Raw genomic sequence first — 25316 nt, 5'->3', positions numbered from 1 at the left:
GAGGAAAGTAACCATGTCATTTGTCGATAAAATGATGCAAACCGTGCCGGGAGAGATTCTCCCCGTGCCCGAGGACTACATGGCCAACGAACTGGTGGGCAACCTGTTCACCATCTGGGCCGGCGGCTTCGGTATCGCCGTGATTCCCTGGGCCCTGTACTGCTATTTCAAGAAGCAGAACGATATCCCGCTGCTGCTCATCATCGGCGGCTTCATCTGCTCCCTGCTTGAGCCCATGCTCGATCACCTCGGTCATCTGTGGTGGCCCACCAACCTGCCCGGACCGTCCTTTGTCGGTTATGACCTGAACATTCCCTACCTGATTCCGCCCTGCTATGTCTTCTTTATCGCCATGACTGGCTACTGGGCCTATACCCGGATGAAGGCCGGCCTGGACGTAAAAGGTCTGTTCATTACCTGGCTGCTGATCTCCATGACCGATGTCATTATGGAAATCCCCGGCACCGCCACCCAGGCTTACATCTACTACGGCGACGCCTCCTTCAAAATCTTTGGCTTCCCGCTGGCCTGGGGCTGGCTCAATGGCACCTCGATGCTGATGGTGGGTGTACTGGTCTACCTGATTGAGCCCTACCTGAAAGGCTGGAACCGGCTGTTCCTCATACCCTCGGTCATCGTGGCCATGGGCGCCTCCTACGGCATGACCGCCTGGCCCTACTTTATGTCCCTCAACTGGGATATGCCCTGGATCGCGACCCGCCTGCTGACCCTGCTGTCGCTGGTAATGTGCCTGATGGTGGTCCGCTTTGCGGCCGCGCTGGTTGCCTCTGCCCCGGCCAATGATCCGGTTGGCGCCCTGCGCAGCAAGTTGGCTCACGCCTAATAGGCGAGGCCTGAAGCGCCAATCATAATGAAACCCCGCCGACTGCGGCGGGGCTTTCATTATCCGGTTTTCAATTCTGACATCGGCCGCCTGCGAAGGTAGCCGATGTGATCACACAAGCGTCAGATATGAACAGCGCCAACGAAATTCCATTAGAACCCGTTACCAAGAAAACACGCCATCTTCCCGGCGATGAACTGGTGTGGATGTTTATCCTCGGTGACATGTGCTGCTTCTCGCTGTTCTTCGGCTTCTTTGCCTACTACCGAGTGAATGATGCCGCGGTATTTCAGCAAGCCCAGGCATTGCTGGATGTGCAGGCAGGCACCGCCAATACCATCCTGCTGTTGTGCAGCTCGTGGATGGTGGCACTGGCCCTGCGCGCCGCCAAGCGCGGTCTGCTCCGTCAGGGCTCCTGGCTGATGCTGCTGGCCACCCTCCTTGGCAGCGGCTTTCTGTGGCTGAAGGGAATGGAATACGTCGACAAAACCGAGCTCGGCATTACCTTCCTGACCAACGATTTCTGGATTTTCTATTATCTGGTCACCGGCATGCACTACTTCCATGTGCTGCTCGGTGTGCCGCTGTTGTTGTACTTTTTTTTCAGCCTGCGCCGGGCCAAAAAGCTGAACGAGCAGGACATCAGCAATCTCGAGTGCGGCGGCATTTACTGGCATATGGTCGACCTGCTGTGGCTGGTAATCTTTCCCCTCATCTACCTATTGCCCTGAGGAACCATGCGCGAACTTATTTTCTGCAAAGAGTCCGTGGTGTGGCTGGCGTTGATGCTGATCACACTGGCTTCCTGGGTACTGGGTACCCACCACGGGCTGGTGGCCGACAGTGCCTTTTTTGAAATGAGCACCATTATGCTGCTGGCCTTTTACAAAGCACGCCTGGTGATTATCCACTTTATGGAAGTGGCAGGTGCGCCAACCACCCTGCGACTGTCCTGTGAATGCTGGGTGTTGGGCAGCTGCGCCATAATTATCGTTTCAGGCAGCGGCTACTTTGCAACTTGAAGCAAACAGAAGCATTACATAACAAGATGAAAAAATATTGCATTGGTCTCTTCGCCGCGCTGACAGCGCCGCTCTGCCACGCCGCCAATGGAATTTATCTGACGGGCTATGGAGCCACTTCGACGGGTCTGGGCGGCGCAGATATCTCCCACGTGGCCGGGGGGAATGCGCTCATCGCCAACCCTGCCGGTCTCGGCAACATCAGCCGGCATCGCCAGGACTACACGCTGTCGGCCTTTTCAATTGATCGCATTACCCACAAAGACGAGTTCAATAAATCAACCCGACTTGCCAATGAAAATGGCGTTATTCTCGGTTGGGGCGGCGGCTGGCGCGTCGACAATGCGCTTGTTATTGGCGCGGCAGTCAATGTTGCCGGCGGGCTTGGGTTTGTCTACAACGGTTTGAATACGCCCTTTGGCAACCGGGATAACCTTGCCTCCCTGTTCTCCCTGTTTAAATTCTCCCTCGGCGGCAGTTGGAATGTCAGCGAACGCCTGCGGGTAGGCCTGGCGGTGGCAACCAACTACGCCAGCGCAGAGCAGGATTTCTACGCCAACACCTCGGTAGCAAATCAAGATCAAGCCTTTTTTGGTATCAAGGTGCGCAATCTCGATGGCTGGGGCGGCGATATTAAACTGGGGCTGCAATACCAGATCAACGACGATCTGCTTTTCGGCATCAATTACACCTCCGAGTCTCACATTGATCTCAATGGCGGCCATTTACAGGTCAACTATGAGGCCATCAACCTTGGCCGGGTAACCTACAACGACGCCAAAATGGGCGGACTGGAACTGCCGCAGGAGCTTGGTGCCGGCCTGGCCTGGACAGCGCGCCCCGACCTGCGCCTGCACCTGGAGGCCAACTGGTTTGACTGGCATCGCGCCACCGGGGGGCTGACCCTCACGGCAAGCAATCCCGACGGCCCTGTGCCAGCGGGCGCCGAGAACCTTCGCCAGCGCTCCACCCTGACCATGCGTAGCGAGGTGGTTTACAGCGTAGGAATAGGAAAGTCTCTGCCGGGGAACAAGGTGATCCGGGCCGGCTATTCCTATCACGATCTGGTGCTGGAGCGTAACAGCCTGTCACCCAGCTTTGCCCTGGTTCCCCAGCACGATCTGTCGATCGGTTTCGGCACGCCACTGCGACAAGGTCTTCGGTTTGATATCGCTTTTGCCTATCAACCCCGCACCAGCGAAAGTTATAACAACCCGGGCCTGCCCTTTGGGCGCTCTACCGCGGTAAACGAGTCCTTTTCCATTCACATCACCCTCAGCCAACACTGAGACAAGGGTGCATACAGGAGCACATCGCCATGCCTCTTCTCACAACGAGCGCACTCGACCTGACCCATACCCTGCCGCCTGAGGGTACGGTGATGCCAGCCACTGCCCAACTGGTCACCACCGTGGTATACGGCTTGGCGGGGCTGGTCTTTGTTGCCTACGCCATCGTACTGGCAAAACGGGAACGCAGCGCCCTGCCCTTGCTCCTCCTGTTCGGCTCAATGACTACCCTGTATCTCGAACCCATCGTCGATGTCCTGGGTAACGCCATGCACCCGGTGGAAGGCCAGTACAACGTGCTTACAACTAACGGCCACCCTGTACCGCTGGCGGTACTGGTAGGCTATATCTGGTATTTCGCCGCCCTGCCCCTGATGTGCTATTCGATGATGAAGCAGCGCACCCTGAATCAGGCCTTTGTCTGGAAGAGTTTTGCCGCAGTGGTGCTTTCGGCAGCGCTGGTGGAGCAGATTCCCCTGCATTTCGGCGTGTGGATTTATTACGGCGAGCAGCCCTTCAAAATCGGCTATATTCCCGCCTGGTGGTGCTTCGCGAACACGGCTGCAGTGCTGGTGCCCTTCCTGCTAATCTACGGGTTAATGCCAAAACTGACCGGCCTGCGATCCCTGCTGGTACCGGCGATCATGCCCTGCGGGGCGTTTATGGGCCATGCCGCATCGGGTTGGCCGATGTACAACGCCTTGGGCATCGACACTGTCAACGCCCCCGACGGCTTGCTGCCACTGGCCAGTGTGGCCAGCATCGCGTTTTCGATCATGATCGTGTGGGTTGTCATGGAAATGCAGGGCATTCCCCGGCGCAAGGAGACTGACGTCTAGGCCGGCTAAGACTTTGTGGCTTTCTCTTTCGCTGAGGGGAGAGAACACTTTAGTTGCCGCGCCAGCAGGGTTAACTCCTCACCGGTGTACACCGCAATTTTCTGCATCGACGGCAGACGATCCCGGCAGGCGGTAAAACCGATATTTACTTCATCAACATAGCTGGCCAGGGTGATATTCAGTGCCTGTCCATGAAACAGCACCGAAGGTCCATAGATATGCTCGACTTTGGCGCCATTGAAATAGAGCCATTTGTCGGGCCCCTGAATATTGGAGATCACCAGATTCGCCGCGGGACGAAAGTGGCCGCCCAAATTTAACACCGCTTCGGTGATATAAGGCGCCAACACAATGGCCGTATAGGCTTGCAGCGCGTCCCTGCCCATATGGCTTTGCAACACCTTAGAGGACGCAGTTGACCGTTCCACTGCGCGCAGACGCTCGACCGGGTCAGCAATGTCCGTTCCCAACGGCGCGTAGGCAAAACTCAGGGCGTTACCCAAGCCATCGTCGTCGGCGGGACGGATGTTGACCGGTATTTGGCCCACCAACGACAGCCTCGGCAGCAGGGCAAACTCCAGTAGATAGCGACGCAGTGCACCGCCGATCACGGCCAGAAAAACATCGTTGACTTTGGCATCCCCTGCTTTGGCCACCGCCTTCAGATCCGCCAGCGCAAAACGCTGGGTCGCATAGCGGCGGTGCAGCGAAATTCGGGCGTTCAATACCGATTTTGGCCCCTGATACGGCGCGTACAGATCGTGCTTGCGCTTGAGATAGGCTTGCAGCGATAACGTCCGCAGCGCAGTCGACACCTGATTGACCTGACGCGCCCCCGAGCCCAGCAACTCGGTTAACTTAGGTCGCGGTTTGTCACGCGGATTCGGTTTGACCGATTCGGTTCTCGCCCCGCGCGGGCCGACACTCCAGGGCGGCGCCATATTGCGTGCAGCGGGGTCGGTGGTAAAGCACCGCGCCATCAGTTTCGCCGCACCCATGCCATCGATCTGGGCGTGGTGCAATTTGAGATAAATGGCAAAGCGATTACCGGCGAGCCCCTCAATCAGATAACACTGCCACAGGGGTCGGCTGCGGTCGAGGGGCTGGGAATGCAGGCGGGACACCAAAATCCCCAGCTCCTGCTCACCGCCGGGTGCGGGTAATGCGCTGTGACGAAAGTGGTACTCCATATCCAGCTCGCTGTCGGCGAGCACCTGCCAACGCGGCACCAGACTATCGGCGAGGCAGTAATTAAATGGCGGGGCAAACTGACGATGGCGCCGCCAATGGGTCGACAGCGTCTGTACAAAGTCCGGCTCGCCCTCGGGGCAACGCATAAACAGCAGCGGACCAAAATGGGCGGGTGCGGCCTTTTTTTCCACATAGAGCCAGGCCGCATCCATAGCGGGTATGGGCACTGTTGTCATCAAATCTTCCCCGTTTCCAACGCGCTTTGGGGCGCGATTCTGTTTGACATTATCTTCGCGGCGTCTGAAACCGATCGGCTCGTCGCAAAGGACGAATTCAACCGGTTTACCCGATCGATTTCACCAGCAATACCAAACAAATTCAGTTAAAATCAGTCGCGTGTCGAAATAAAAACAGGACTGTCGATTTGCGCGCCAGAAAACCCGCTGCTGGCCAAAATGCCCGCCAAACCATTCTCGATGTTGCCACCCAGCTATTCGCCAACCAGGGCTTTGATGCGGTCACCATGCGACAGATTTCCCAGTCCAGTGGCTTTTCCATGCCCTCTATCTATCACCACTTCGGCAACAAAGAAGACCTGTTCAAGGCTGTCGAACTGGAGATGTACAGCGCCCACGCCCAAAAGCTCCTCGACCAAATCCAGGCCGACGCCACTCCCGAGCATCGGCTGATCAAATTTATTAACGCCATGTTTGAGCGCTTGGACAACAACCCCGACTACCGTAAATTGCTGCAGCGCAATCTGGTCGACGGCTGGGAGGAAAACCAGATTTTTCTGGTAGAAACGTCTCTGCAAGTGGTCGTGGATGAGCTGCGCCAACTGTTAAATCTTTACCATCCGGGCAAGGGTGACGGTATTACCCCATTGGCCATCTTCGCGATGATCCTGGGTTTCGTCACCATGACGCCCGTCATCGGTCACATCAAGGGTGATCTGACCATCGGCAACTCCAGCGACCGGAGGCCATTTATCGATGCGGTGATGGATTTTATTCGCTCAAGCACCCACTGAATGCCGGAATGAGATGCGCCATTGACCCCCGCTGGTGATTCTGAAAAACTCTGGCAAACGATAACAACCCCGAGGCAAATTCAATTGCATTCGGCCGAATCATAAACGCCTTTCAGCGGAAGCCAAGCCCTTGTCCAGTCCCACCCGAATCGCCAAAGCCAAAGTGGTGAGACCGCGTAAAGCCGCGAATACACTGTGTCGACAGACCATCACCAGCCGCGAAAGCGAACTGGATAGCGCACGCCTGGTCATTGTCGAGGCGCCCGCCGGTTTCGGCAAAACCACGGCAATGATGCAACTGGCCGAGGCTGATCAGCGGATGGGCAACGCCGTAGTGTGGATCACCCTCGACCCTGACGACAACGACGTGTCGCGTTTTTTACGGGTATTCAGTTTGGCATTGAGCCAGGCCCAGATACACACCGCACCGCCTACCGAGGAGGGTTCACGCAACGCCGATCTGGCTGACTGGATCATTGGCGCCATTGAATCCTCCGAGCACTGCACCAGCGTTTACTTTGACAATTTCGAGGCCCTGCGCAACCCGGTGGTCATCGACCTGATCATGAGTGGCACTCATTCGCTGCCGCCAGGATCGCGGGCGGTCATTGGCACCCGTCGCCAGGCCGATCTCAATCTGGCACGCCTGAGAGCCCGCGGCGAACTCATCGAGTTTGGCGCCAACGACCTCCGCTTCAGCCTGACCGAAACCCAGGATTATCTCCTCGGGCAGCGAAAGCTGACATTGAACGAAATCCAGATCCAGCGACTGCACGACTCCACCGATGGCTGGGCGGCAGCACTGTGGTTAGCCTCTGTTGCTCTGCAAAATAATGCCGACCCCGATGCCACCATCAGTCAGTTTTCTGGCTCGAATGCGGCAGTCGCGTCCTACCTGGCCGAAGATGTGCTAGCCAAGCTCCCGGAGCGGCTGCGGCAATTCCTGCTGGATATCAGCATCCTCAATGAGATATACCCCGAGCTGTGTGAGGCCGTCACCCAATGCGAAGATGGCCCGGCCTTGCTGCAAGAACTCTACCGTCACAACCTGTTTGTTCAGGTCGTTGACGAGCATTCCCAACAATACAGCTTTCACGCCCTGTTTCAGGATTTCCTCGCCAAACAACTCGAGGACCAGGACCCAGATCACCGCAGGCGGCTGCACGCCAGAGCCGCCGACGCCTATGTCAGCCAAGGGCGGGCGGTACCGGCGATTGGTCACCGCATTAAGGCAGGGCAAAGCGCGGCCGCCATCGACTTGTTGCTTGAGAATCTGCGCACCCTGTTAAACGACGGCCGATTGCGACTGCTGCTGCGGTTTATTGATGAGCTACCTCAGGAGGAAGTACTGCAGCGACAAAGTCTGCAATTGATTCGGGTGTGGTGTGTAGCCTTTACCCGCAGCCCACGCGAAGCGCTCACCCTGATCGACAGCCTGGACCCGGATAAGGGTTCCGCGGAGGAGCAAGCCAATCTTCTGGTGCTACGCCCCATGCTGCTGGGCATGGTCGATGAGATTGACACGGCCCACGAGCTGGGGCTCAAGGCCTTTGAGCAACTCAAGGAGGGACATTATTTCGCCAACGCGATGCTGGCCCAGGCACTGACCCAGACCAGTATTATTACCGGCGACCACGACGCCGCTCGACGCTTCGTGGATAACGCCCGAGGCCGGTTTTCCCAGGGCGCAGGCACCTTTGGCGCGGTGCTGGCAGAGTCTGCCGAAGGCCTGATGGACTTGATGAAGGGCCACCTGCAGTTGGCCACCGGTCGCCTGCGCCATGCGATGGCGGCCTTTGCTGCCTCCCGCAAACAAGATCGCCGGGGCATCACCCTGGCCGCCATATATCTTGCCGAGGCCCTCTATGAGGCCGGCGAGCTCGACGAAGCAGCAAAATTGCTGGTGACCTACACGCCCCTGGTGAGAGACATCGGCCCGGCTGATGCATTAATCAGCGCCCACACCGTGCACGCCCGCATTATGTGGGGGGCAGATCAGAATACGGCGCTGGATTTGCTGCGCGAGCTTGAAGACCGGGGCCACGCTCTCCAGTTACCGAGAGTGGTGGCATCAGCCCGTTTGCAGCGGGCCAAGTTTCGCCTGGATAGCGGCGATATCGACGCCGCCGAAGAAGACATTCGCAGCGCCGAAAATTCCTATCAGTGGCCCGACATGAACCACCGCTGGTATGTCGGCAACGACACCCTGACACCCGAAATAAGCCGCCTTCGTTTGGCCCTGCGCAGCGGCCGCGGCAGCCAGGTAATCCCTCAGTTACGCGATGCGCTTAAAGAGGCCGAGCGCACCCAGCACGTGCGCCGCGCCCTCAAGCTACGGCTGCTACTGGCCGAAGCATTGCAGGATGATAAGCAGCGCAATCTGGCGCGCCGAACCTTGGGCCGGGCGTTGCAAGTTGTCGATCAAGAAGGTTTTGTCTCCACCCTGCGTGAAGAGGGGCCCAAGCTACAGGGGCTGATCCGCGAACTGCAACCGGAGCACGCCCAAGCTGCGACTCAGTCCACTCCCGCGCCAGCCCAGCCCCCCGGCAAGGCCGGGTTTGCAATTGCAGGAGAAATCCCCACCGCCAATATGCCCAACGACCCCCTCACCCCGAAGGAGCTGCAGGTACTGAGCCTGCTTGCCGAGGGCCTGTCAAATATTGCGATTTCCGAGCGATTGTTTGTTTCCGAGTCCACCGTGCGCACCCACTTGCGCAGCATCAACCTGAAGTTGGAGGCCGGTAATCGCACCGAAGCCGTGGTGATTGCCCGACGACTGGGGCTGATTATTTGATGCCCTGGGCAGTTGAATTCCACACCCGAAGAAATTAATCCCCTAACCCAAGCGCCTCAGACTGCCCCCATCTCCTGGGTGACAGCGGCCTCGGTGACAGCGGCCTGATCCTGGTAAAGCACCGGGCCCCACCACTGCATCATTGCCCCAGCCAGTTGACTCGACCCCAAACCGGCACAGTGAACCGCAGCACGGAGGCTGCTGACATCATAGCGGGCTCTCACGCTGGCCGGCAGCGCCAGTAAGCCGCGGAAGGTCCCTTCGTCAAACACACCGTGGCTCACCCGATAACGATTGATGGTGGCAAGGATGGTTTCTGGCGCATCTTGCGTCATCATCACCACCGTGCCGCCGAGAGCAGAGACCCCCTGACACCACTTCACCGTCTCATAGCGGTGATGGGGGAGCAGCGACAGGTAAACCGTCTCATCACTGAGATCAGCGGCCGACGCTGGCAGGCTAAATGGCGGCAAGGTTGAACCAAGGGGCAAAGGCCGTTGATCACCCCTGAGAGCTCTTGGCCCGTCACCCGCTGCCATCTGGCAAGCCATGGCCATCCCTTCCAGTGCATTGCCCAGCGGCGCGGTGTCGAAGGCAAGGATTTCGTCTTCCAGCAACGGCAGGCCAGCAACCAGGTCGAGGGAATAGACCCTGGGGGAATTCGCCATGCTGCGCAGTGCGGTGATCACCTCAGCCGGCGTCTGCCCATCAACAACCACCGCATTGGCGGCGCAATCACTGAGCAGGGTACGAAGGCGATCAACCGCCAGATTGGGATCGATAAAGGTATAGCGCAGCCCCGCGTAGTGGGCACCCCACTGCAACCAGAGACATTCCAGGCGGGTACGGCATAAATACACTACCTGCTGGCCAGCCTTTAGGCCCCGCCATTGAAACAGCCGCCCCAGCCGATTGGCGAAGGCATCCAACTGTCGGTAGGTTAGTTGATGACGGCTATCCGCCATAATCACAGCGGGCTTGTCAGCTTTCTCAGGCAGCAGCGCACCGGGATATAGAACCCCCACCTTGAGTTTTTTTTGCGCAAGGTTCATGCCGCCCTCCGTCTGCTGCGCATGACGGAAATGTGCCCTGCGCCTAAGCCACGCCAACACCACCGGCGGCCAATGACATAGGCCTGCATGAACTTAAAGCACACATTTCACGGCGGTTTAGCTGATAGTCGAATTATTGAAAGACCACGCAAAAAGGGAATCGTCGGAAGCGACGATAACATCGAAATAGGGGTTTTCTAGACTTTAACTCAACAATCCCACGCTGGACATTTTCAATGATTGACAACTATCGCCCCCACTGGATGGACGACGAACTCGACGCCGTGCGGGACATGGCCAAACGCTTCGTTGCCGAAGAAATCATGCCTCGCCAGGAACGCTGGTTTGAGCAGGGCTACACCGACCGGGAGGTCTGGCTGCAAGCCGGGGAACTGGGCATGCTCGCCCCAGACATCAAGGCCGAATACGGCGGTGTCGGCGGTCACTTTGGCCACGAGGCCATTATCGGCCACGAACTCTGTGTCGCCGGCGACAGCAGCTGGCGCACCTGCAAGCAGATCCACGTGATCGCCGCCCACTACATTGAGCGCTACGGCACCGAAGCCCAAAAGCACCGTTGGTTGCCCGGCATCTGCAGTGGTGAACTGATCGCCGGCATGGGCATGACCGAGCCCAGCGGCGGTACCGACCTGCAAAACATGCGCACCAAAGCCATTCGCGATGGCGACAACTACGTGATCAATGGCGCCAAGACCTTTATCACCAACGGCTCTACCGCCGACATACTGATTTTGGCCGCCAAAACCGACCCCAGCCAAAGAGCCAAAGGGGTCTCGCTGTTTATCTTTGAAACCAAAACCCCAGGCTTTGCGGTCAGCAAGCGCCTCAAAAAAATCGGCCTCCACGGCTCGGATACCGCCGAGCTGTTCTTTGACGACTGCGTTGTCCCTGCCGACCGTTTGCTGGGCGAGGTAGAGGGCCAAGGCTTTTATCAGATGATGAAAGACCTGACCTATGAGCGCGTGCTGTCCGGTGTCAATTGCGCCGCCGTTATGGAACATGCACTTAAAGTCACCAGCGACTACGCCAAGGACCGCAGCATGTTCGGCGGCAAACTGATCGACCTGCAAAACACCCGACTGGAACTGGCCGAAGTCAAAACCCACGCCACCATCGCCCGGGTGTTTGTCGATTTCACCATCGAGCAGATGATCAGCGGCAATATCACCAGCGACCTGGCGTCGATGAGCAAGTGGTGGATGAGCGACACCCATGCCGATGTGATTAACCGCTGCTTACAGCTCTTTGGCGGCCACGGTTATATTCTTGAATACCCGATCGCCCGCATGTATGTAGATGCACGAATTGAGGCAATTTACGCTGGCGCCAACGAAGTACTTAAGGACCTGATCGGGCGCAACATTTAAGCTGCTCTGGAAGCGAATAATCCGCCATCGTGAACAAACTTCGCTTCCAACCGTGGGCGCCGTCCTTGACGAAGTCAAAGCACCACGCCTCCAAATTCAAAGGGGCTGCTCAATCTAAATTAGTCGCTTGCGACGAAAGTGTTCTGTCGCAAGCGGTTTAGCATCGTCACTTCAACTTCACCTAACATTCAAATCCAGCTATGGTTAATACCTCAAAAAGAGTCATGTTCATCACTGGAGCCGGCAGCGGCCTGGGATTGCTTAGCACCAAAAAGGCGCTGGCAGAAGGGTGGCGCGTTGCCGCCGTCGATATTAACCTCGAAGGGCTGGGCCAACTTGGCGATTCCCCGGATTTACTGGCACTGCCCTGTGACATAACCGATGAAGAAGCCGTCACTGCGGCGGTCTCACGCTGCGAAGCAGAACTTGGCCCCATTTTTCGGCTGGTCAATGCCGCTGCCATCATGCCACTGGCCGAAATTCTGGATCAGGGGCCCCACCTCATCAATAAAATTATGGCCATCAATTATGGTGGCCTGGTCAACGTCAGTCAGGCAGCCTTGCCACTGATGCTAGAGCGTGGCCAAGGTGAGTTCGTCAGCTACGCCTCCATGGCCGGACACTGGCCTATTATTTATATGGGCGCCTACAATGCCTCCAAACACGCGGTAGCGGCCTACACCGAAGTGCTCTTCCATGAAACCCGTAACAGTGGGGTGCGAATAGTCTGTGTCTGTCCGCCGATAGTGGCAACGCCATTACTGGATCAGGCCCGCAGCTGCTGGCCGAAACTCTTTGACGTATTTCCGCCACTAAAACCCGAAGTTGTCCTCAAAGCCATTGAACGTAAGCTCAAAGGCAAAGGGTTATGGGTTTTTCCTGGTCCACTGACCCCAATGACCTACCGCCTGAGGCGCTGGTTCCCCCAAACCCTCTGGGGCGCCGTTCATATCTTGGAAAAGCGCTAGCGGTCCATGAGGGAAGTTCAGTGATCATAGCGCAGGCAAGTTCACCCTCCACAAACCGGCTGGTTACATAACGTCCTCGCCGCAAAATACTACGACCCTTTAGGCGCCTTGCCGTCGGCAAGCCAGGTCATTATGAGCTGCTGATATACTTCAGCAAAACAATGACCAGACCAGGTTCTCCCCGAGTAGGAACAGATGGTGACACAATGGAAGTCCGAACGCTGGAAGCAATGCGTTAACGGGCCAAGATGGCGCAGAAAATCTTACGGGAGTGGGGGCGTGGCCAGACATCATCAGGGTCCGGCACGCCTTTTCGGCTCCAGTAGAAAGCAAAACTTGGTAGCCCAAAGCGCCGACTTTAAGCCAACCAGCGTTGACCTGGCGGCGGCTCAGGCAGGTCGAATTACCGCCCCAGGCTGTAGCTCAAAGATGCTAAAATTAATACTAACGAAATCTCGAAGCCAGCTTCCAGATTTCGCTATTGTTGAGCCGCTTTTCGATATTCATCCACCAACAATCGCTTCAACAGTTTGCCATTGGGCTCTCGCGGCAAGGCTTCACGGAAGTCTATGCGACGGGGGCATTTAATCGACGACAACTGGGCCCGACAAAAACGGCTGAGCTCATCAGCCAGCTCGTCGGAAGGTTCAATCCCCTGCTCCAACTGAACCACGGCACAGACCGCTTCGCCCAGATCCTCGTTGGGAATGCCAATCACAGCCACATCAAAGACCTTGGGATGGGTGACCAACAGGTTTTCCGTTTCCTGGGGATACACATTGACCCCCCCAGAAATAATCATATTGCTCTTGCGGTCGGTCAAATACAGAAAGCCCTCGGCGTCCAGGTGACCAACATCACCCACTGTTGCCCAACCCTTGGAATTGTGAGCTTCCGCCGTTTTGCCAGGGTCGTTGTGGTAGGTAAATGGAACGCCATCGGAGAAGTAGACCAAACCGTCCTGCCCCGCCGGCAGTTCGTTGCCTTCTTCATCCAGAATATGGGGCACCCCCAACAAGGGTCGCCCTACCGTACCCGGGTGTGACAGCCAGGCCTGGCTGTCAGTAAAGGTCATGCCAATGGCCTCGGTACAGGAGTAGTATTCAAAAATTATCGGTCCCCACCAATCGATCATCGCCTGCTTAGTGGCGATCGGACAGGGCGCCGCAGCATGCACTGCCACCTTTTGTGACGAGGTATCGTACTTGGCCTTGACCTCGTCCGGCAGCGCCAGCAGGCGGTGAAACATGGTCGGCACCCACTGACTGTGGGTCACTTTATACTTCTCAATGTAGGCCAGCACCGCCTCCGCATCAAAGCGCTCGGTCATAACCACCGTGCCGCCGAGCACGGTAATTGCCAATGACCACTTCAGCGGCGCAGCATGGTAATAAGGCGCGGGCGACAGGTATACCGAGTTCTCATTTGCCGCAAAGCCTCTCTGCAGCAGACCCGCAATGGGCGATGTCGAACCCAGCGGCAAACCGGTCAGGACAGGCTTAACACCCTTGGGTTTGCCGGTTGTGCCAGAAGAATACAGCATATCGCTACCCTCCAGCGTCCCCTCAACCGGAGTTGGGTCAAAACCCTTGATCGCTTCACCTAACAGCGGCAATCCAGCCACCGGATCGAGACAGAAAATCTGCGGCGGGTTTTCCATATTGTTCAGGCTTTCCAACACCACGGGCGCCGTTTTTGCCGTTACCACGACAATCTTGGCGTCGCAGTCGCCAACAATATAGGCCGCTTCACCACCAGTCAGCCGGGTGCTGATAAAGGTGTAATAGAGGCCGGCGTAGTGCGCGCCCCACTGTATGGGCATGCACTCGAGCCGGTTCTCAGTGATATAAGCCACGTGCTCACCAGCCTCCAATCCAGCATGCAGATAAAAACGGCACAACTGATTGGCTTGGGCATCAAGCTCGCCATAGCTGAGGCTGGCGCCCGTTTCCGCGATGATTACCGCAGGCTTGTCGGCAAATTCCGGCAGCCAGGCCGTGGGATAAAGTTTGCGTTGTTGTTCCACAGTCACCTCTCAAAAGATAATAGCTTGGCAAAAACAGTCGCTTGGCTAGGTAACCTAGCTCAGCTTTATAGCAAAGTTTAGCCATATTATTGGCGTGATAATTATTCATTAAGGCTCTGGCTGCCGACCTTGAGCGTGCCGCTCACGGATTGCCACTTTCAATATTTTTCCCGCTGGCGACAGCGGCAGCGCAGCAACTACGCTAACAGAGCGAGGAACCTTATAGGCGCTCATCTGGCCTCGGCAAAAATCCTCAAAATCCGCCTGACTGAAGCTTACACCCGGCTGCAATACCAGCTCAGCGTGAACCCGTTCTCCCCAGTGTTCATCGGCCAGCCCTACGACGGCACACTGGGCGACACCAGGATAACGACTGATCACGCTTTCCACTTCGGAGGAATACACATTCTCTCCACCAGAGATGATCATGTCCTTCAGGCGATCCACTACATACAGAAAACCATCATTATCCTGATAGCCCAGATCCTCGGTGCACATCCAACCACCCCGAATTACCTCGCGGGTCTTTTCTGGGTTGCGCCAGTAACCTTGCATTAGTGCCGGACTGCAAATCTGGATTTCGCCAACCTGGCCTGCTGGCAAAGGCTGATCACACTTATCAGCGATACGTATCTCCATCATTGGCAGCTCGAGGCCCGCTGAGCGTAAGCGCGCTGCCGCCCGCCCCTCTGCTCCAGAGACGTGGCAGGAAGCTGGCAGCATGGTGGCCAGGCAGGTTTCGGTCATGCCATAGCCCTGCACAAACTCACAGCCGGGCAGCAGCGCCAGCGCCCGATCCAGCAACGCAGCTGACATTGGCGCGGCGCCATAGAAGATCCGCTTCAGGCCTGCCAACTTGCTGGCATCAAAATCAGGATGGGCCAGCACTGCGTGGAGCATCGCCGGCACCAGTAGAATATCGCTCACTGCCAGTTCTGCCACCAGGGCTTGCAACTCAGGCGGATTAAAACTGGCAACAAAAACATGGGTACCCATCGCCAAAAGCTGGGTAGCCATCAGCTGTAAATCCGCCATGTGAAACAAGGGCGCAACATGAGCATACACACTGCCTGAGCAGCCGCAGCCCGCCGCTGTCTGGTTCAAGGCCGCCGTCAGCAAAGCGCTATGGCTCAGCATCACGCCTTTCGCCCGGCCGGTAGTACCACCGGTAAACAGGATGAACGCGAGCGCATCACCGCCACAGCGTTGATCAGAAATTGGCTCGGTGACCGCCATCAGATCCTCAAGATCGCAATCATCCTGTAAGCGAAACATCATGACTTGGGGTTTGGCCACAAGCCTCGCGAAGCCCTCCCCTGTAGCGACATCGGCAAAATGCTCCCTAAGCAACAACAACGTCGGCTCGGCGTCTGCCAGCGCAGCGACAAACTCACTTTGCCCCCAACGGGTATTGAGGGGAACCGCCACCCCACCCAGCCACAGTGTGGCCAGAATAATTTCAAACAGCCGGTCACTATTTGGGGAAATAACGGCCACCCGATCCCCCGGCGCCACGCCCTTGGCCGCAAATACCGCCGCCAGTCGCGCCACCCTGTCCTGCAGCTGCGCGAAACTTCGCTGGCGACCAGCGAAGACCGTTGCGATTCGGTCAGGGAAATTTTTCGCCCCTTTGTGCAGCGCGGTCGTCAGGTTCATCGTTTCCCGCGTGTCTCCACCGCCATCAATGAGTCAGGCTAAAACCAGCACCTAACTCACCATCATTGATTTTATATCTGCAATACTGGCCGGCAGGGCAAAACGACTACCGTACTTACTGGCCAGCTCGGCCGCTCGCTGGCTAAAAGCCTGCTCACCACCAAACCACTCAATAAAGTGAAAGGCGCCGCCGGTATGGGTGGGGAAGCCCCAGCCAAATAGCGACCCAATATTGGCATCGCGGGCGGAACGGACCACACCCCGATGAATACAGTCGAGTGCTTCCACCACCTGGCGAAACATTAACCGGTCGCGAATATCCTCCAGCGGCATCTCTGTTTCGCCGCCAAATTTATCTTTTAAGCCAGGCCACAACACCTTGGAACCGTCTGCGAAATAATCATAGTAGCCCTTGCCACAGCCGCGACCCGTGCGCCCCATACGACACATCTCGCCAGAGAGGTCTTGAAGTTTGCTATGCACACTGTGAAAATCATCACCCAGACGTTCGTCCAGGGCCTTGTTGGTTTCACCAACTTTACGCATCAGCTCGATTTCGACTTCATCCATAATCGCCAGCGGGCCAACTGGCATGCCGGCAAACTTGCCCATATTCTCGATCAGAATGGGCTTCACGCCTTCAGTGAGCAGGTGCAGGGCTTCATCGCCGTAGCAGCCAAACACCCGGGAGGTATAGAAGCCCCGGGCATCATTAACCACAATGGGCGACTTGCGAATCTGGCGGGTGTAATCGTAGACCAGCGCCAGGGTGTCATCACTGCTGTGCTCGGCACGGATAATTTCCACCAGCGGCATTTTGTCTACCGGCGAGAAAAAGTGCACACCGATAAATCGCGAGGGGTCGCTGAATGCTTCGGCCAGCAGGCCGATGGGCAGGGTTGAGGTATTGCTGCCCCAAACGCAGGTCGGTTTCAGGAAGGGCTCAATCTCCCGAGTCAGCTTGTGCTTCAACTCGATATCTTCAAACACCGCCTCGATAATCAAATCGCAATCAGACAAATCCTGGTTATCTGCCGTGGTTTGAATCAGGGCAAGAATCTGATCCGCCTGTTCCTGGCTCTTGCGCCCCTTTTCCACCTGTTTTGCCAGCAGTTTGCGGCTGTAGTCCTTACCCTTCTCGGCGTTCTCAATAGAAACATCCTTGAGCACGACGGCCGTCCCGGACAGGGCAGTGGAGTAGGCGATACCCCGCCCCATCATGCCAGCACCGAGTACACCCACCTTGGCAATCTGCTTGTGGGCAATCGCAGTCGGACGGCTGGCACCTGCAGCAATTTCGTTCATCTGGAAGTACAGGGTGCTGATCAACGCGGTGGACTCGGGGCTGCGCAGCAGCTCGGCGAAATAGCGCCCCTCTATCTTCATCGCCGCTTCATAGCCAACGTTACTGCTTTCTGCCATCACCTTGAGGATGGTTTCCGGCGCGGGCAGCAGGCCCCGGGTCTTACTTTGAATCATGGCAGGAGCACCGGCCAGCATCATACCGTTAGCGCCGTGGTACATATCGCCGCCGGGAATCCGGTAGCCCTTGGCCAGCCAGGGTTGGCAGGCCTCAGGGTTAGCCAGAATATAAGCCTTGGCCTTGGCCAACATATCCTCAGGAGAGCTGGCGGTTTCATGGATCAGGCCCGCCTCCAGCGCCGCTGAGGCAGAATATTTTTTGGCTTCGATCAACACTGGAAAGGCCTTCTGAATGCCGAGCAGACGCACAGTGCGCACCACCCCGCCCGCCCCCGGCAACAGCCCCAGATTCACTTCAGGCAATTGAATGGCCACCGCCTTGCTGTCCAGGGCAATGCGGTGGTGGCATGCCAGACAGATTTCGAAACCGCCACCCATGGCCGCGCCATTAATCGCCGCCACCACCGGAATACCCAAGGTTTCCAGCTCGGCCAACTGGGCCTTGATCCGCAGGTTCATCGCAAAGGCGGCATCCCAATCCTGATCGCGTTTGCTCTGCATAATGGTCTTGATATCACCACCGGCAAAGAAAGTGCTTTTTGCCGAAGCCAGCACCACGCCCTTCAGGCGGCCGAGGTCCGCACGAATGGCTGCCAGGGTCTGGTCCATGTAATGCAGGTAATCGCTGTTCATAATATTCACCGCCTGGCCGGGCATATCCATGGTGACCAGGGCAATGCCATCGCTGTCGACCTGATAGGTAAATCCTGTATTTGCTGTCATCACTGTCTTCCCAAAAGCTATACGCGCTCGATGATGGTGGCGATGCCCATGCCGGCACCAATGCAGAGGGTGCATAGGCCGTAACGACCACCTCTCCGCTCCAGTTCATCCAACACGGTGCCGACCAACATGCCGCCAGTGGCACCCAGGGGGTGACCCATGGCGATAGCGCCGCCATTGACATTAACCTTTTCTGCCGGTGCGCCGGTGTCGCGCATAAAGCGCATCACCACCGAGGCAAAGGCCTCATTCACTTCAAACAGATCGATGTCATCAATACTCAGGCCCGCTTTTTTCAGCACTTTCATGGTGGCCGGGGCAGGCCCTGTAAGCATGATGGTGGGTTCGGTAGACACGTTGGCCATGGCGACTATACGGCCCCGGGGCGTTAAGCCCAGATCTTTGCCAATCTGCTCGCTGCCGATCAGTACCGCGCTGGCGCCATCGACGATGCCGGAAGAATTACCCGGGGTGTGCACGTGATCAATCTTCTCCACCTCGGGATAGCGCTTCTGGGCAATCTGATCCATACCCATCGCACCCATCTGGGCGAAGGACGGTTTCAGCGAGCCCAGAATCGCCATAGTGCTATCGGGTTTGATGAAATCGTCTTCCGCAAGAATCACCCGACCGTGCATGTCGGTTACTGGCACCACACTTTTGAAGTAGCCCTCGGCCCGGGCTTTAGCGGCTCTCTGCTGGGACTGCAAAGCAAAGGCATCCACATCTTCTCGGCTGTAGCCATCCAACGTGGCGATCAGGTCCGCACCGATGCCCTGGGGCAAGTAGCCGGTTTTGATATTGATCGCCGGGTCGGAAACCCAGGCGCTGCCGCCGCTGGCAATGGGCACCTGGGACATGGACTCTACCCCGCCGCTGACTACCATATCCTCAACCCCGGCAATGACTTTCATCGCGCCGATATTGACCGCCTCCAGACCGGAACCGCAGTAGCGATCCAGCTGTAGCCCCGACACGGTCTCGGCCCATCCCGCCTGCATCGCCACCGTCTTGCCGATGGCGCCGCCCTGAGCTTTGAGCGGGTCAGCACAGCCCAGGATCACATCCCCCACCAGACTAGTATCGAGATCAAAACGGCGCTGCAGATGAATCAACAGACCGGCGGCCAGATCAACGGGTTTGACTTCGTTCAAGCCGCCATCGGGCTTGCCCTTGGAGCGCGGGGTTCTCACCGCGTCATAAATAAATGCTTGAGTCACAGTGAGGTCACCATGTTTATTGCAAAAAAGCTCACGGCCTAGCGGCCCGGCAAATTATTCAGAACTGAACCTTAGCACTGGCTGCAAATGCCCCCCTCGTCTGTTGCGACGAAATGGGCATTCACCTTGGGATATTGAGGTGACCAGCTCAGGGCACGCAGCCCCGGGGACATGGCTCTGCTAGAGATAGCGAATGCGGACAGGCAAGTGCTTAAAGCCATTGACGAAGTAGGAGTTGCTCATGGTCACCTCGCCACAAAGCGCCACCGAGGCGAGCCGGGGAATCAGGCGATCGAACAACGCCTTGATCTCCAGTCTCGCCAGGTGCTGCCCCAAACACATGTGAATGCCCTTGCCAAAGGCCAGATGGCGGGCATTGCCCCGGGCCAAATCAAAGCGTTCGCCCTCTTCATAAATAGCCGGGTCACGGTTGGCAGCGGCATAGCACAGCATGAGCCAGTCCCCGGTGCGAAACTGCCGACCACCAAACACCATGTCTTCGCTAACCGAACGCATAAAAGTCTTTACCGGTGAGCCCCAGCGTATGGCCTCCTCTATCAAGGCGGGCACTAGGGACATATCGCCCTGGACCCGGGCCAGCAGGCCCGGCTGGGTAGCCAGGGCGTACATTACCGCAGCTGTGGTTGACGAGGTGGTATCGTGCCCCGCAGTGGCAATAATGATGAAGTAGCCCGCCAGCTCCTCGTCGCTTAACGGCCGTCCCTCAATACTGGCCGTGGCCAACAGAGTGGCAATATCGTCCTGCGGGTGCCGGCGCCGCGCCTCCACCAAGGTCCGAAAATAACGGCTGATTTTTTCAGCGGAGGACTGCAGCGCCGCAGCAAAAAAGGCGGGGTCGTTACAGTCCACACCTTCGGGGACGCTGTCGGGATCAGCGGGCGCAAAAATTTCCTGGGTAAGCTTGAGCATCAACGGATAATCCGCCTCTGGGACACCGAGAATTTCCATGATGATGCGCAGTGGGTAGTGCAGGGCCACCTCCTCGACAAAATCGATGACGGGCCCCTTGGTCATCATGGCGGCCAAGGCTTCATCGGCAATAGCCTGAATCCTTGGCCCTAGTGCCTGCAGGTTTCTGGGCATAAACCAGGACTGGGTAATCTGCCTCAGTAGGCAGTGATCCGGTTCGTCTACCGTCACCAAAGTGCGCACCGCATAGGGCTTGCCGGTGGTGGCCCGCATCAACGCCTCAGAAGCCGCATCAAACAGCACCGAGGGCCGGTCACCATAGGGGAAACGCAGGTGATCCATGCTGACCCGTTCAATATCCTCAAACCGGGTCAACACCCAAAAGGGGGAGTAGCCCGGCGGTGCCGCCCAGGCCACAGGATTGTCCTGCTGCAGACGACGATACAAACGCAGGACCCGGCCATCGGCATAGGCCGTCGGATCCACCAATATCGCGGCATCATCCGTCGCCAGTGCAAATTCTCCCACGTCCCGCTTGCTAACGCTGCTCATGTGCTCCTCCTTATTATTGTTCCTGCCCCACTGGCAGAATCGTTCAAGGCCTCCCGGACGCAGCAGACCTCCGCCACGGCTACCGGTTTTCTCTGATCTTGCTGATAACATTGGACGGTATAGAAACTCGCGCTCCCCCCCAGGCGCACCGGCCGACACTGAGCCTGCAATGGCAGATCAGCGCGACTGGGTCGCAGATAGGAAATCGACAGGGACACGATGCGCATGTCGGCAGCCAGCACAGCTTCCGCGCTGGCCACCAACAAACTGCCCACCGCGCCTCCGTGGAAAGTATTGCCGGGCTCCCAACCCACCGCCCCCAGATGACCACCAGCCAACTGCCAGCATCCATTCAGTGCGCTCAGACCAATACCCTGGGCATAACAGTGAATTTCCGGCCCCGGCTGATAATCGCTCAGGCGGGCCTCTTCCAGCCCCACCTTACCGGGAAAGGTCCGCTGGGTAAAAAAGGACGTGCCCAGGGCCACCGGCAACCCAGCCCCGGTGGAGACCTCCGCCACCAGCAGGGCGCCCCCTGAATGACGCTGGCGAACCCGGCAAACGGCTTCCAGCCCACCCTCGATGGACTCAAATGATTCAAAATCCACTCGCAAATTCAGGGTTGCACCGGGCATTAGCCCGGCACCAGAGGCCTGAAGCGTATACCCCATGGCATGGTCTATCAGCCCCACGATGCAGCGCCTATCCAGCTCGCCACTGCCCGCCCCGCGGTTTGAGGCTGAGGGCACCAACTGCACACACCCCTTGGAGCCGACCACTGGCCGGTAGCGGAGGTTGAGGGTACGGGAATACGGCGACAGGGTACTGAGTGTTGCAGGGTCCCATTGCGACATTGTGGTTTGTCTCCCGGTTATTGCTCCGCTCGCCGCCGCCCTTCGACGGCAAGCCCTCGGTCAGCGCTTAAGCACGCCTTGTGTTGCGCGCCAAACCTACTCCCGATGTGCGGCGAGCACGTCGTCCGAACGGACAGATGCGCAATGACGACCTGGTCATGTCGCAACCAGCGACAATCCTCAGCGAGCAAGACGCCGGGCCACCGCCGCATCAAAGTCCGGGCTGGCAATGCAGCGAGCCTGGAACTCCCCTTCTATACCGATGGCCTGCTCCAGCGATGCCTCTAATGTACGCACCATCAGCTGCTTGGCACTGGCCAAGAAGACCTCCGGCTGCGCGACCAAGCGCGCGGCCCAGTCGGTCAACGCCGACCACAGCGCCTCCGGTGGCACCACCTGATTGACTAACCCCAGCTCTAAACAGCGTTGCGCTGAAAGCTCCCCGCCCTCAAAGGCCAGGGCGCAAGCCTGGCGGTAACCCAAACCATGGAGCAAATGCCAGGAAACCCCGCTGTCAGGCACTAGGCCGATCTGGGCAAAGGGCAACACCAACCGAGCATCCGCGGCCATTACCACTAGGTCTGCGGCCAGGGCAACGCCGATACTCATCCCTGCACAAACACCATTAATGGCGCACAATACCGGCTTACCGCAGCCCCGCAATCTGGCAACAAAGGGGCGTATTTCCAGCTCCACCGCCTCCCGCACGTCTTCCTTGATCCGGGCCATTTCGGCCAAATCCGCGCCGACGCCAAAATGGCTGCCGTCGGCACCGAGACAGATCACTTTTACCTGGGGGTCGGCAATAGCCCGGCTCGCCGCCCTCATCAAGGCAGCCCGCAGCCGGTAGCTCAATGCATTACCCCGTTCCGGCCGGGCAAGACGCACCAGGGCCAGCCCCGACTCGACCCGGTAACTAACACCCTCGTCTTTCCAATCGACGTTTGCCGCCCCACTCATGACTACTATCCATACTGTTACCAAGACCGCCAGCATGGCGAAATACGGCGGCAGCCACTTCGTCCAAAGAGACAAGGAATCCCCCATTCGCCCCCATTTCCCCACTCTGGGCACTTCACGATTCGTCGCTAAGGACGAAACCCCTGCACCAACGGCCTCATTACCATTCGAGGCGTAAACCCTAGCACCGGAACAAATCATGATTGACAACTACACCCCCTCTTGGATGACCGATGAACTGGCCGAACTGCAACGCATGGTGCGGCGCTTTGTGGAGGAAGAAGTAAGCCCAAAACAGGAACAGTGGTGGGAGGCCGGCGCAACGGATCGTGAGGTGTGGCGCAAGGCTGGCGAGCTGGGCATTTTGTGCCCCGACATTGCGGCAGAATACGGCGGTTCCGGCGGCACTTTTGCCTACGAGGCGATCGTTGCCCAGGAGCTGTGCCTGGCCGGCGATACCAGTTGGCGCGCCGGCAAGCAGATTCACGTTGTCGCCGCCCACTACATCGCCAACTACGGCACAGAAGCACAAAAGCAGAAGTACCTGCCCGGCATGTGCAGTGGTGAAATTATTGCCGCCATGGGCATGAGCGAACCCAATGGTGGTACCGACCTGCAAAACACCCGCACCAAAGCCATTCGCGATGGCGATGAGTACGTCATCAACGGCGCCAAAACCTTCATCACCAATGGCTCCATTGCTGACATCATCGTCCTGGTCACCAAGACTGATCCCAGTCAGCGGGCCAAGGGCGTATCGCTCTTCATTTTTGAGACCAACACACCGGGCTTCGAAGTAAGCAAACGCCTGAAAAAAATCGGCCTGCACGGCTCCGATACCTGCGAATTGTTCTTCGGAGATTGCCGCGTGCCCGCCGATGCCCTACTCGGCGGAGTGGAGGGCCGGGGCTTTTACCAGATGATGCAAGACCTCACCTACGAACGCGCCCTGGGCGGCGTGAACTGCGCAGCGGTGATGGAGCACGCCTACCGGGTCACCGTGGACTACACCAAGGACCGGGATATCTTCGGCAAAAAACTGATCGACCTGCAAAGCACCCGCATGGAACTGGCCGAAATCAAAACCATTGCCACCATCGGCCGGGTGTTCTCGGACTATGTGGTCTCTCGCAGAATTGATGGCACCCTAGATTCCGATCTCGCCTCCATGAACAAGTGGTGGAACAGCGACCGCCAGTGCGAAATCGTCAGTCGCTGCCTGCAATTGTTCGGTGGCCACGGCTACATCATGGAATACCCCATCGCCCGCATGTACGCCGATGCCCGCATCGAACCTATTTACGCCGGTGCCAATGAGGCCCTGAAGGACATGATCGGCCGCAATCTATAAGCGACCCATTTCACCGAGCCACTTTCGGTAACGGCAAGCCACTTTACACGGAGACCAAGCCATGCCCTTCACACTGGCCAAAACCCAACAAGACCTGAATACGGCCTGGTTCAAGGATCTGCTGAAGCATATTGGTAACGGCGATGCCGCCGCCCAGCTGGAGCAGGCTGATGTCCACCCCATCGGCACCGGCCAAATGGGCTTTGTAGTCCGGGCCGTCCTGACTTTCAGCGGCGACGGCCACGGCGGGCCGGGCTCCCTGATTATCAAACTGGCTTCTCCCGACGCCACCGCCCGGCAAACCGGACTGGCACTGGGGATATTCCAGGCAGAGGTAAACTTCTACAATGAGATTGCGCCCCTGACCGAGATGACCCTACCGCCCTGTTTGTTTTCAGCGGTAGACGACGAGGGCTGGCTGACCATTGTGTTGGCCGATCTGAGCGGAGAATCCGCCCAGGGTGATGTGCTCAAGGGTGGCACCCCGGACCAGGCCCGGCATGCCTTGGGCGAACTGGCCAAGCTGCAGGCACCCTTCTGGAACCGTCCTGACTGGCAGAGCAAACCCTGGCTAAGTCCCGCCTCGGCGGCTCCGCTATACGATGTTCCCCCCTTGGCCCTGGACGCTTTCATCGAGCGCTTTGGTCATGCACTCGCCCCCGGGCAGCGGGCCATATTTGAAACGGTCTTTGCCCGATCAACCCTCTGGTTCCAGGCCTGGTCTGCGCCGCTAACCCTCACCCACGGTGATTTCCGACTGGACAATATCCTGCTGCCCATCACCGATGGGGCGCCCCCCATGGTCACCATCGACTGGCAAACGGTAAAAATGGGACCGCCCTTGATCGACGTGGCTTACTACCTTGGCGCCTGCCTCACTACCGAAGCGCGACGCTCTAACGAGGAAGATCTACTGCGCCACTACCAGCGTTACCTGGCAGAACTCGGCGTGGATTACCCCTGGGAGGCACTGTGGCGAGACTACCGCTTTGCTGCCTGTTACGGCGTATTGCTCTGCGCCTTTGCCGTAAAAGTCCCACAAACCGAACGGGGTGACCAGATGTTTATCCAGACCGCCCTGCGCTACGCCGATATGGCAGCCGACCTCAATAGCCTCGCCCTCATCGACGAATAATAAGGAACTG

Annotated in this window: 20 protein-coding genes; 11 read left to right on the top strand and 9 right to left on the bottom strand. The window is 57.8% G+C overall.

Annotated elements, in window-relative coordinates; genetic code table 11:
• The first annotated feature begins 13 nt into the window (after positions 1-13).
• From NCG89_RS13985 to NCG89_RS13965, 5 genes are all read left to right on the top strand, one after another.
• Positions 14-844 (top strand): hypothetical protein, encoded by an 831-nt coding sequence (locus tag NCG89_RS13985; protein WP_251087175.1) that lies wholly within the window; start codon positions 14-16, stop codon positions 842-844.
• Positions 845-972: 128 nt separating this feature from the next.
• On the top strand, positions 973-1575 hold the full coding sequence (locus NCG89_RS13980; protein WP_251087174.1) for a cytochrome c oxidase subunit 3: 603 nt from the start codon (positions 973-975) through the stop codon (positions 1573-1575).
• A gap of 6 nt (positions 1576-1581) precedes the next feature.
• Complete coding sequence (locus tag NCG89_RS13975; RefSeq protein ID WP_251087173.1) at positions 1582-1866, top strand: cytochrome C oxidase subunit IV family protein; 285 nt, start codon at positions 1582-1584, stop codon at positions 1864-1866.
• A gap of 26 nt (positions 1867-1892) precedes the next feature.
• A complete protein-coding gene (locus tag NCG89_RS13970) occupies positions 1893-3155 on the top strand; it encodes an OmpP1/FadL family transporter (RefSeq protein ID WP_251087172.1) in 1263 nt (420 codons plus the stop codon).
• A 29-nt stretch (positions 3156-3184) separates the two neighbouring features.
• The gene (locus NCG89_RS13965) at positions 3185-3994 is read left to right on the top strand and encodes a hypothetical protein (RefSeq protein WP_251087171.1); all 810 of its coding nucleotides are present in this window, start codon (positions 3185-3187) and stop codon (positions 3992-3994) included.
• A gap of 5 nt (positions 3995-3999) precedes the next feature.
• Here the strand turns inward: NCG89_RS13965 and NCG89_RS13960 are convergent, their stop codons facing one another.
• Complete coding sequence (locus NCG89_RS13960; protein WP_251087170.1) at positions 4000-5421, bottom strand: WS/DGAT/MGAT family O-acyltransferase; 1422 nt, start codon at positions 5419-5421, stop codon at positions 4000-4002.
• 188 nt (positions 5422-5609) lie between these two features.
• Between NCG89_RS13960 and NCG89_RS13955 the strand changes: the two genes are divergently transcribed.
• Positions 5610-6215, top strand: a complete 606-nt coding sequence (locus tag NCG89_RS13955) for a TetR/AcrR family transcriptional regulator (RefSeq protein ID WP_251087169.1) — start codon at positions 5610-5612, stop codon at positions 6213-6215.
• Between the two features lie 130 nt (positions 6216-6345).
• Complete coding sequence (locus NCG89_RS13950) at positions 6346-9009, top strand: winged helix-turn-helix domain-containing protein (protein ID WP_251087168.1); 2664 nt, start codon at positions 6346-6348, stop codon at positions 9007-9009.
• 56 nt (positions 9010-9065) lie between these two features.
• On the opposite strand, the gene NCG89_RS13945 is transcribed toward NCG89_RS13950, so the two are convergent.
• Positions 9066-10061: an AMP-binding protein gene (locus NCG89_RS13945; RefSeq protein WP_251087167.1), complete on the bottom strand. Its 996-nt coding sequence runs from the start codon at positions 10059-10061 to the stop codon at positions 9066-9068.
• A gap of 236 nt (positions 10062-10297) precedes the next feature.
• On the opposite strand from NCG89_RS13945, the gene NCG89_RS13940 reads away from it, so the two are divergent.
• Both NCG89_RS13940 and NCG89_RS13935 read left to right on the top strand, forming a co-directional pair.
• A complete protein-coding gene (locus NCG89_RS13940; protein ID WP_251087166.1) occupies positions 10298-11449 on the top strand; it encodes an acyl-CoA dehydrogenase family protein in 1152 nt (383 codons plus the stop codon).
• Positions 11450-11673: 224 nt separating this feature from the next.
• Positions 11674-12417, top strand: a complete 744-nt coding sequence (locus NCG89_RS13935) for an SDR family NAD(P)-dependent oxidoreductase (protein WP_251087165.1) — start codon at positions 11674-11676, stop codon at positions 12415-12417.
• Positions 12418-12895: 478 nt separating this feature from the next.
• Here NCG89_RS13935 and NCG89_RS13930 read toward each other — a convergent pair whose 3' ends face one another.
• The 7 genes from NCG89_RS13930 to NCG89_RS13900 all read right to left on the bottom strand — a co-directional run bounded on the left by NCG89_RS13930 (position 12896) and on the right by NCG89_RS13900 (position 22820).
• Positions 12896-14443 carry an acyl-CoA synthetase gene (locus NCG89_RS13930; protein ID WP_251087164.1) on the bottom strand — a complete coding sequence of 516 codons (1548 nt, stop codon included), beginning with the start codon at positions 14441-14443 and terminating at the stop codon, positions 12896-12898.
• 108 nt (positions 14444-14551) lie between these two features.
• The gene (locus tag NCG89_RS13925; RefSeq protein ID WP_251087163.1) at positions 14552-16099 is read right to left on the bottom strand and encodes an AMP-binding protein; all 1548 of its coding nucleotides are present in this window, start codon (positions 16097-16099) and stop codon (positions 14552-14554) included.
• 51 nt (positions 16100-16150) lie between these two features.
• Positions 16151-18304 carry a 3-hydroxyacyl-CoA dehydrogenase NAD-binding domain-containing protein gene (locus tag NCG89_RS13920; RefSeq protein ID WP_251087162.1) on the bottom strand — a complete coding sequence of 718 codons (2154 nt, stop codon included), beginning with the start codon at positions 18302-18304 and terminating at the stop codon, positions 16151-16153.
• Positions 18305-18321: 17 nt separating this feature from the next.
• Positions 18322-19524: an acetyl-CoA C-acetyltransferase gene (locus NCG89_RS13915; protein WP_251087161.1), complete on the bottom strand. Its 1203-nt coding sequence runs from the start codon at positions 19522-19524 to the stop codon at positions 18322-18324.
• A 180-nt stretch (positions 19525-19704) separates the two neighbouring features.
• Positions 19705-21006, bottom strand: a complete 1302-nt coding sequence (locus NCG89_RS13910) for a cytochrome P450 (RefSeq protein ID WP_251087160.1) — start codon at positions 21004-21006, stop codon at positions 19705-19707.
• On the bottom strand, positions 21003-21860 hold the full coding sequence (locus tag NCG89_RS13905) for an acyl-CoA thioesterase domain-containing protein (RefSeq protein WP_251087159.1): 858 nt from the start codon (positions 21858-21860) through the stop codon (positions 21003-21005). The genes NCG89_RS13910 and NCG89_RS13905 overlap by 4 nt, the downstream gene beginning before the upstream one ends.
• 180 nt (positions 21861-22040) lie before the next feature.
• A complete protein-coding gene (locus tag NCG89_RS13900; RefSeq protein ID WP_251087158.1) occupies positions 22041-22820 on the bottom strand; it encodes an enoyl-CoA hydratase/isomerase family protein in 780 nt (259 codons plus the stop codon).
• 199 nt (positions 22821-23019) lie between these two features.
• Between NCG89_RS13900 and NCG89_RS13895 the strand changes: the two genes are divergently transcribed.
• Together NCG89_RS13895 and NCG89_RS13890 are read left to right on the top strand one after the other, a co-directional pair.
• Positions 23020-24171: an acyl-CoA dehydrogenase family protein gene (locus NCG89_RS13895; RefSeq protein WP_251087157.1), complete on the top strand. Its 1152-nt coding sequence runs from the start codon at positions 23020-23022 to the stop codon at positions 24169-24171.
• A gap of 61 nt (positions 24172-24232) precedes the next feature.
• Positions 24233-25306 carry an ecdysteroid 22-kinase family protein gene (locus NCG89_RS13890; RefSeq protein WP_251087156.1) on the top strand — a complete coding sequence of 358 codons (1074 nt, stop codon included), beginning with the start codon at positions 24233-24235 and terminating at the stop codon, positions 25304-25306.
• Positions 25307-25316: the final 10 nt, after the last annotated feature.

This window comes from Spongiibacter taiwanensis, from assembly GCF_023702635.1.
Classification (GTDB): Bacteria; Pseudomonadota; Gammaproteobacteria; order Pseudomonadales; family Spongiibacteraceae; genus Spongiibacter; species Spongiibacter taiwanensis.
Note: the sequence above shows the minus strand (reverse complement) of the source record. Positions and strands in the feature narration are given on the sequence as shown.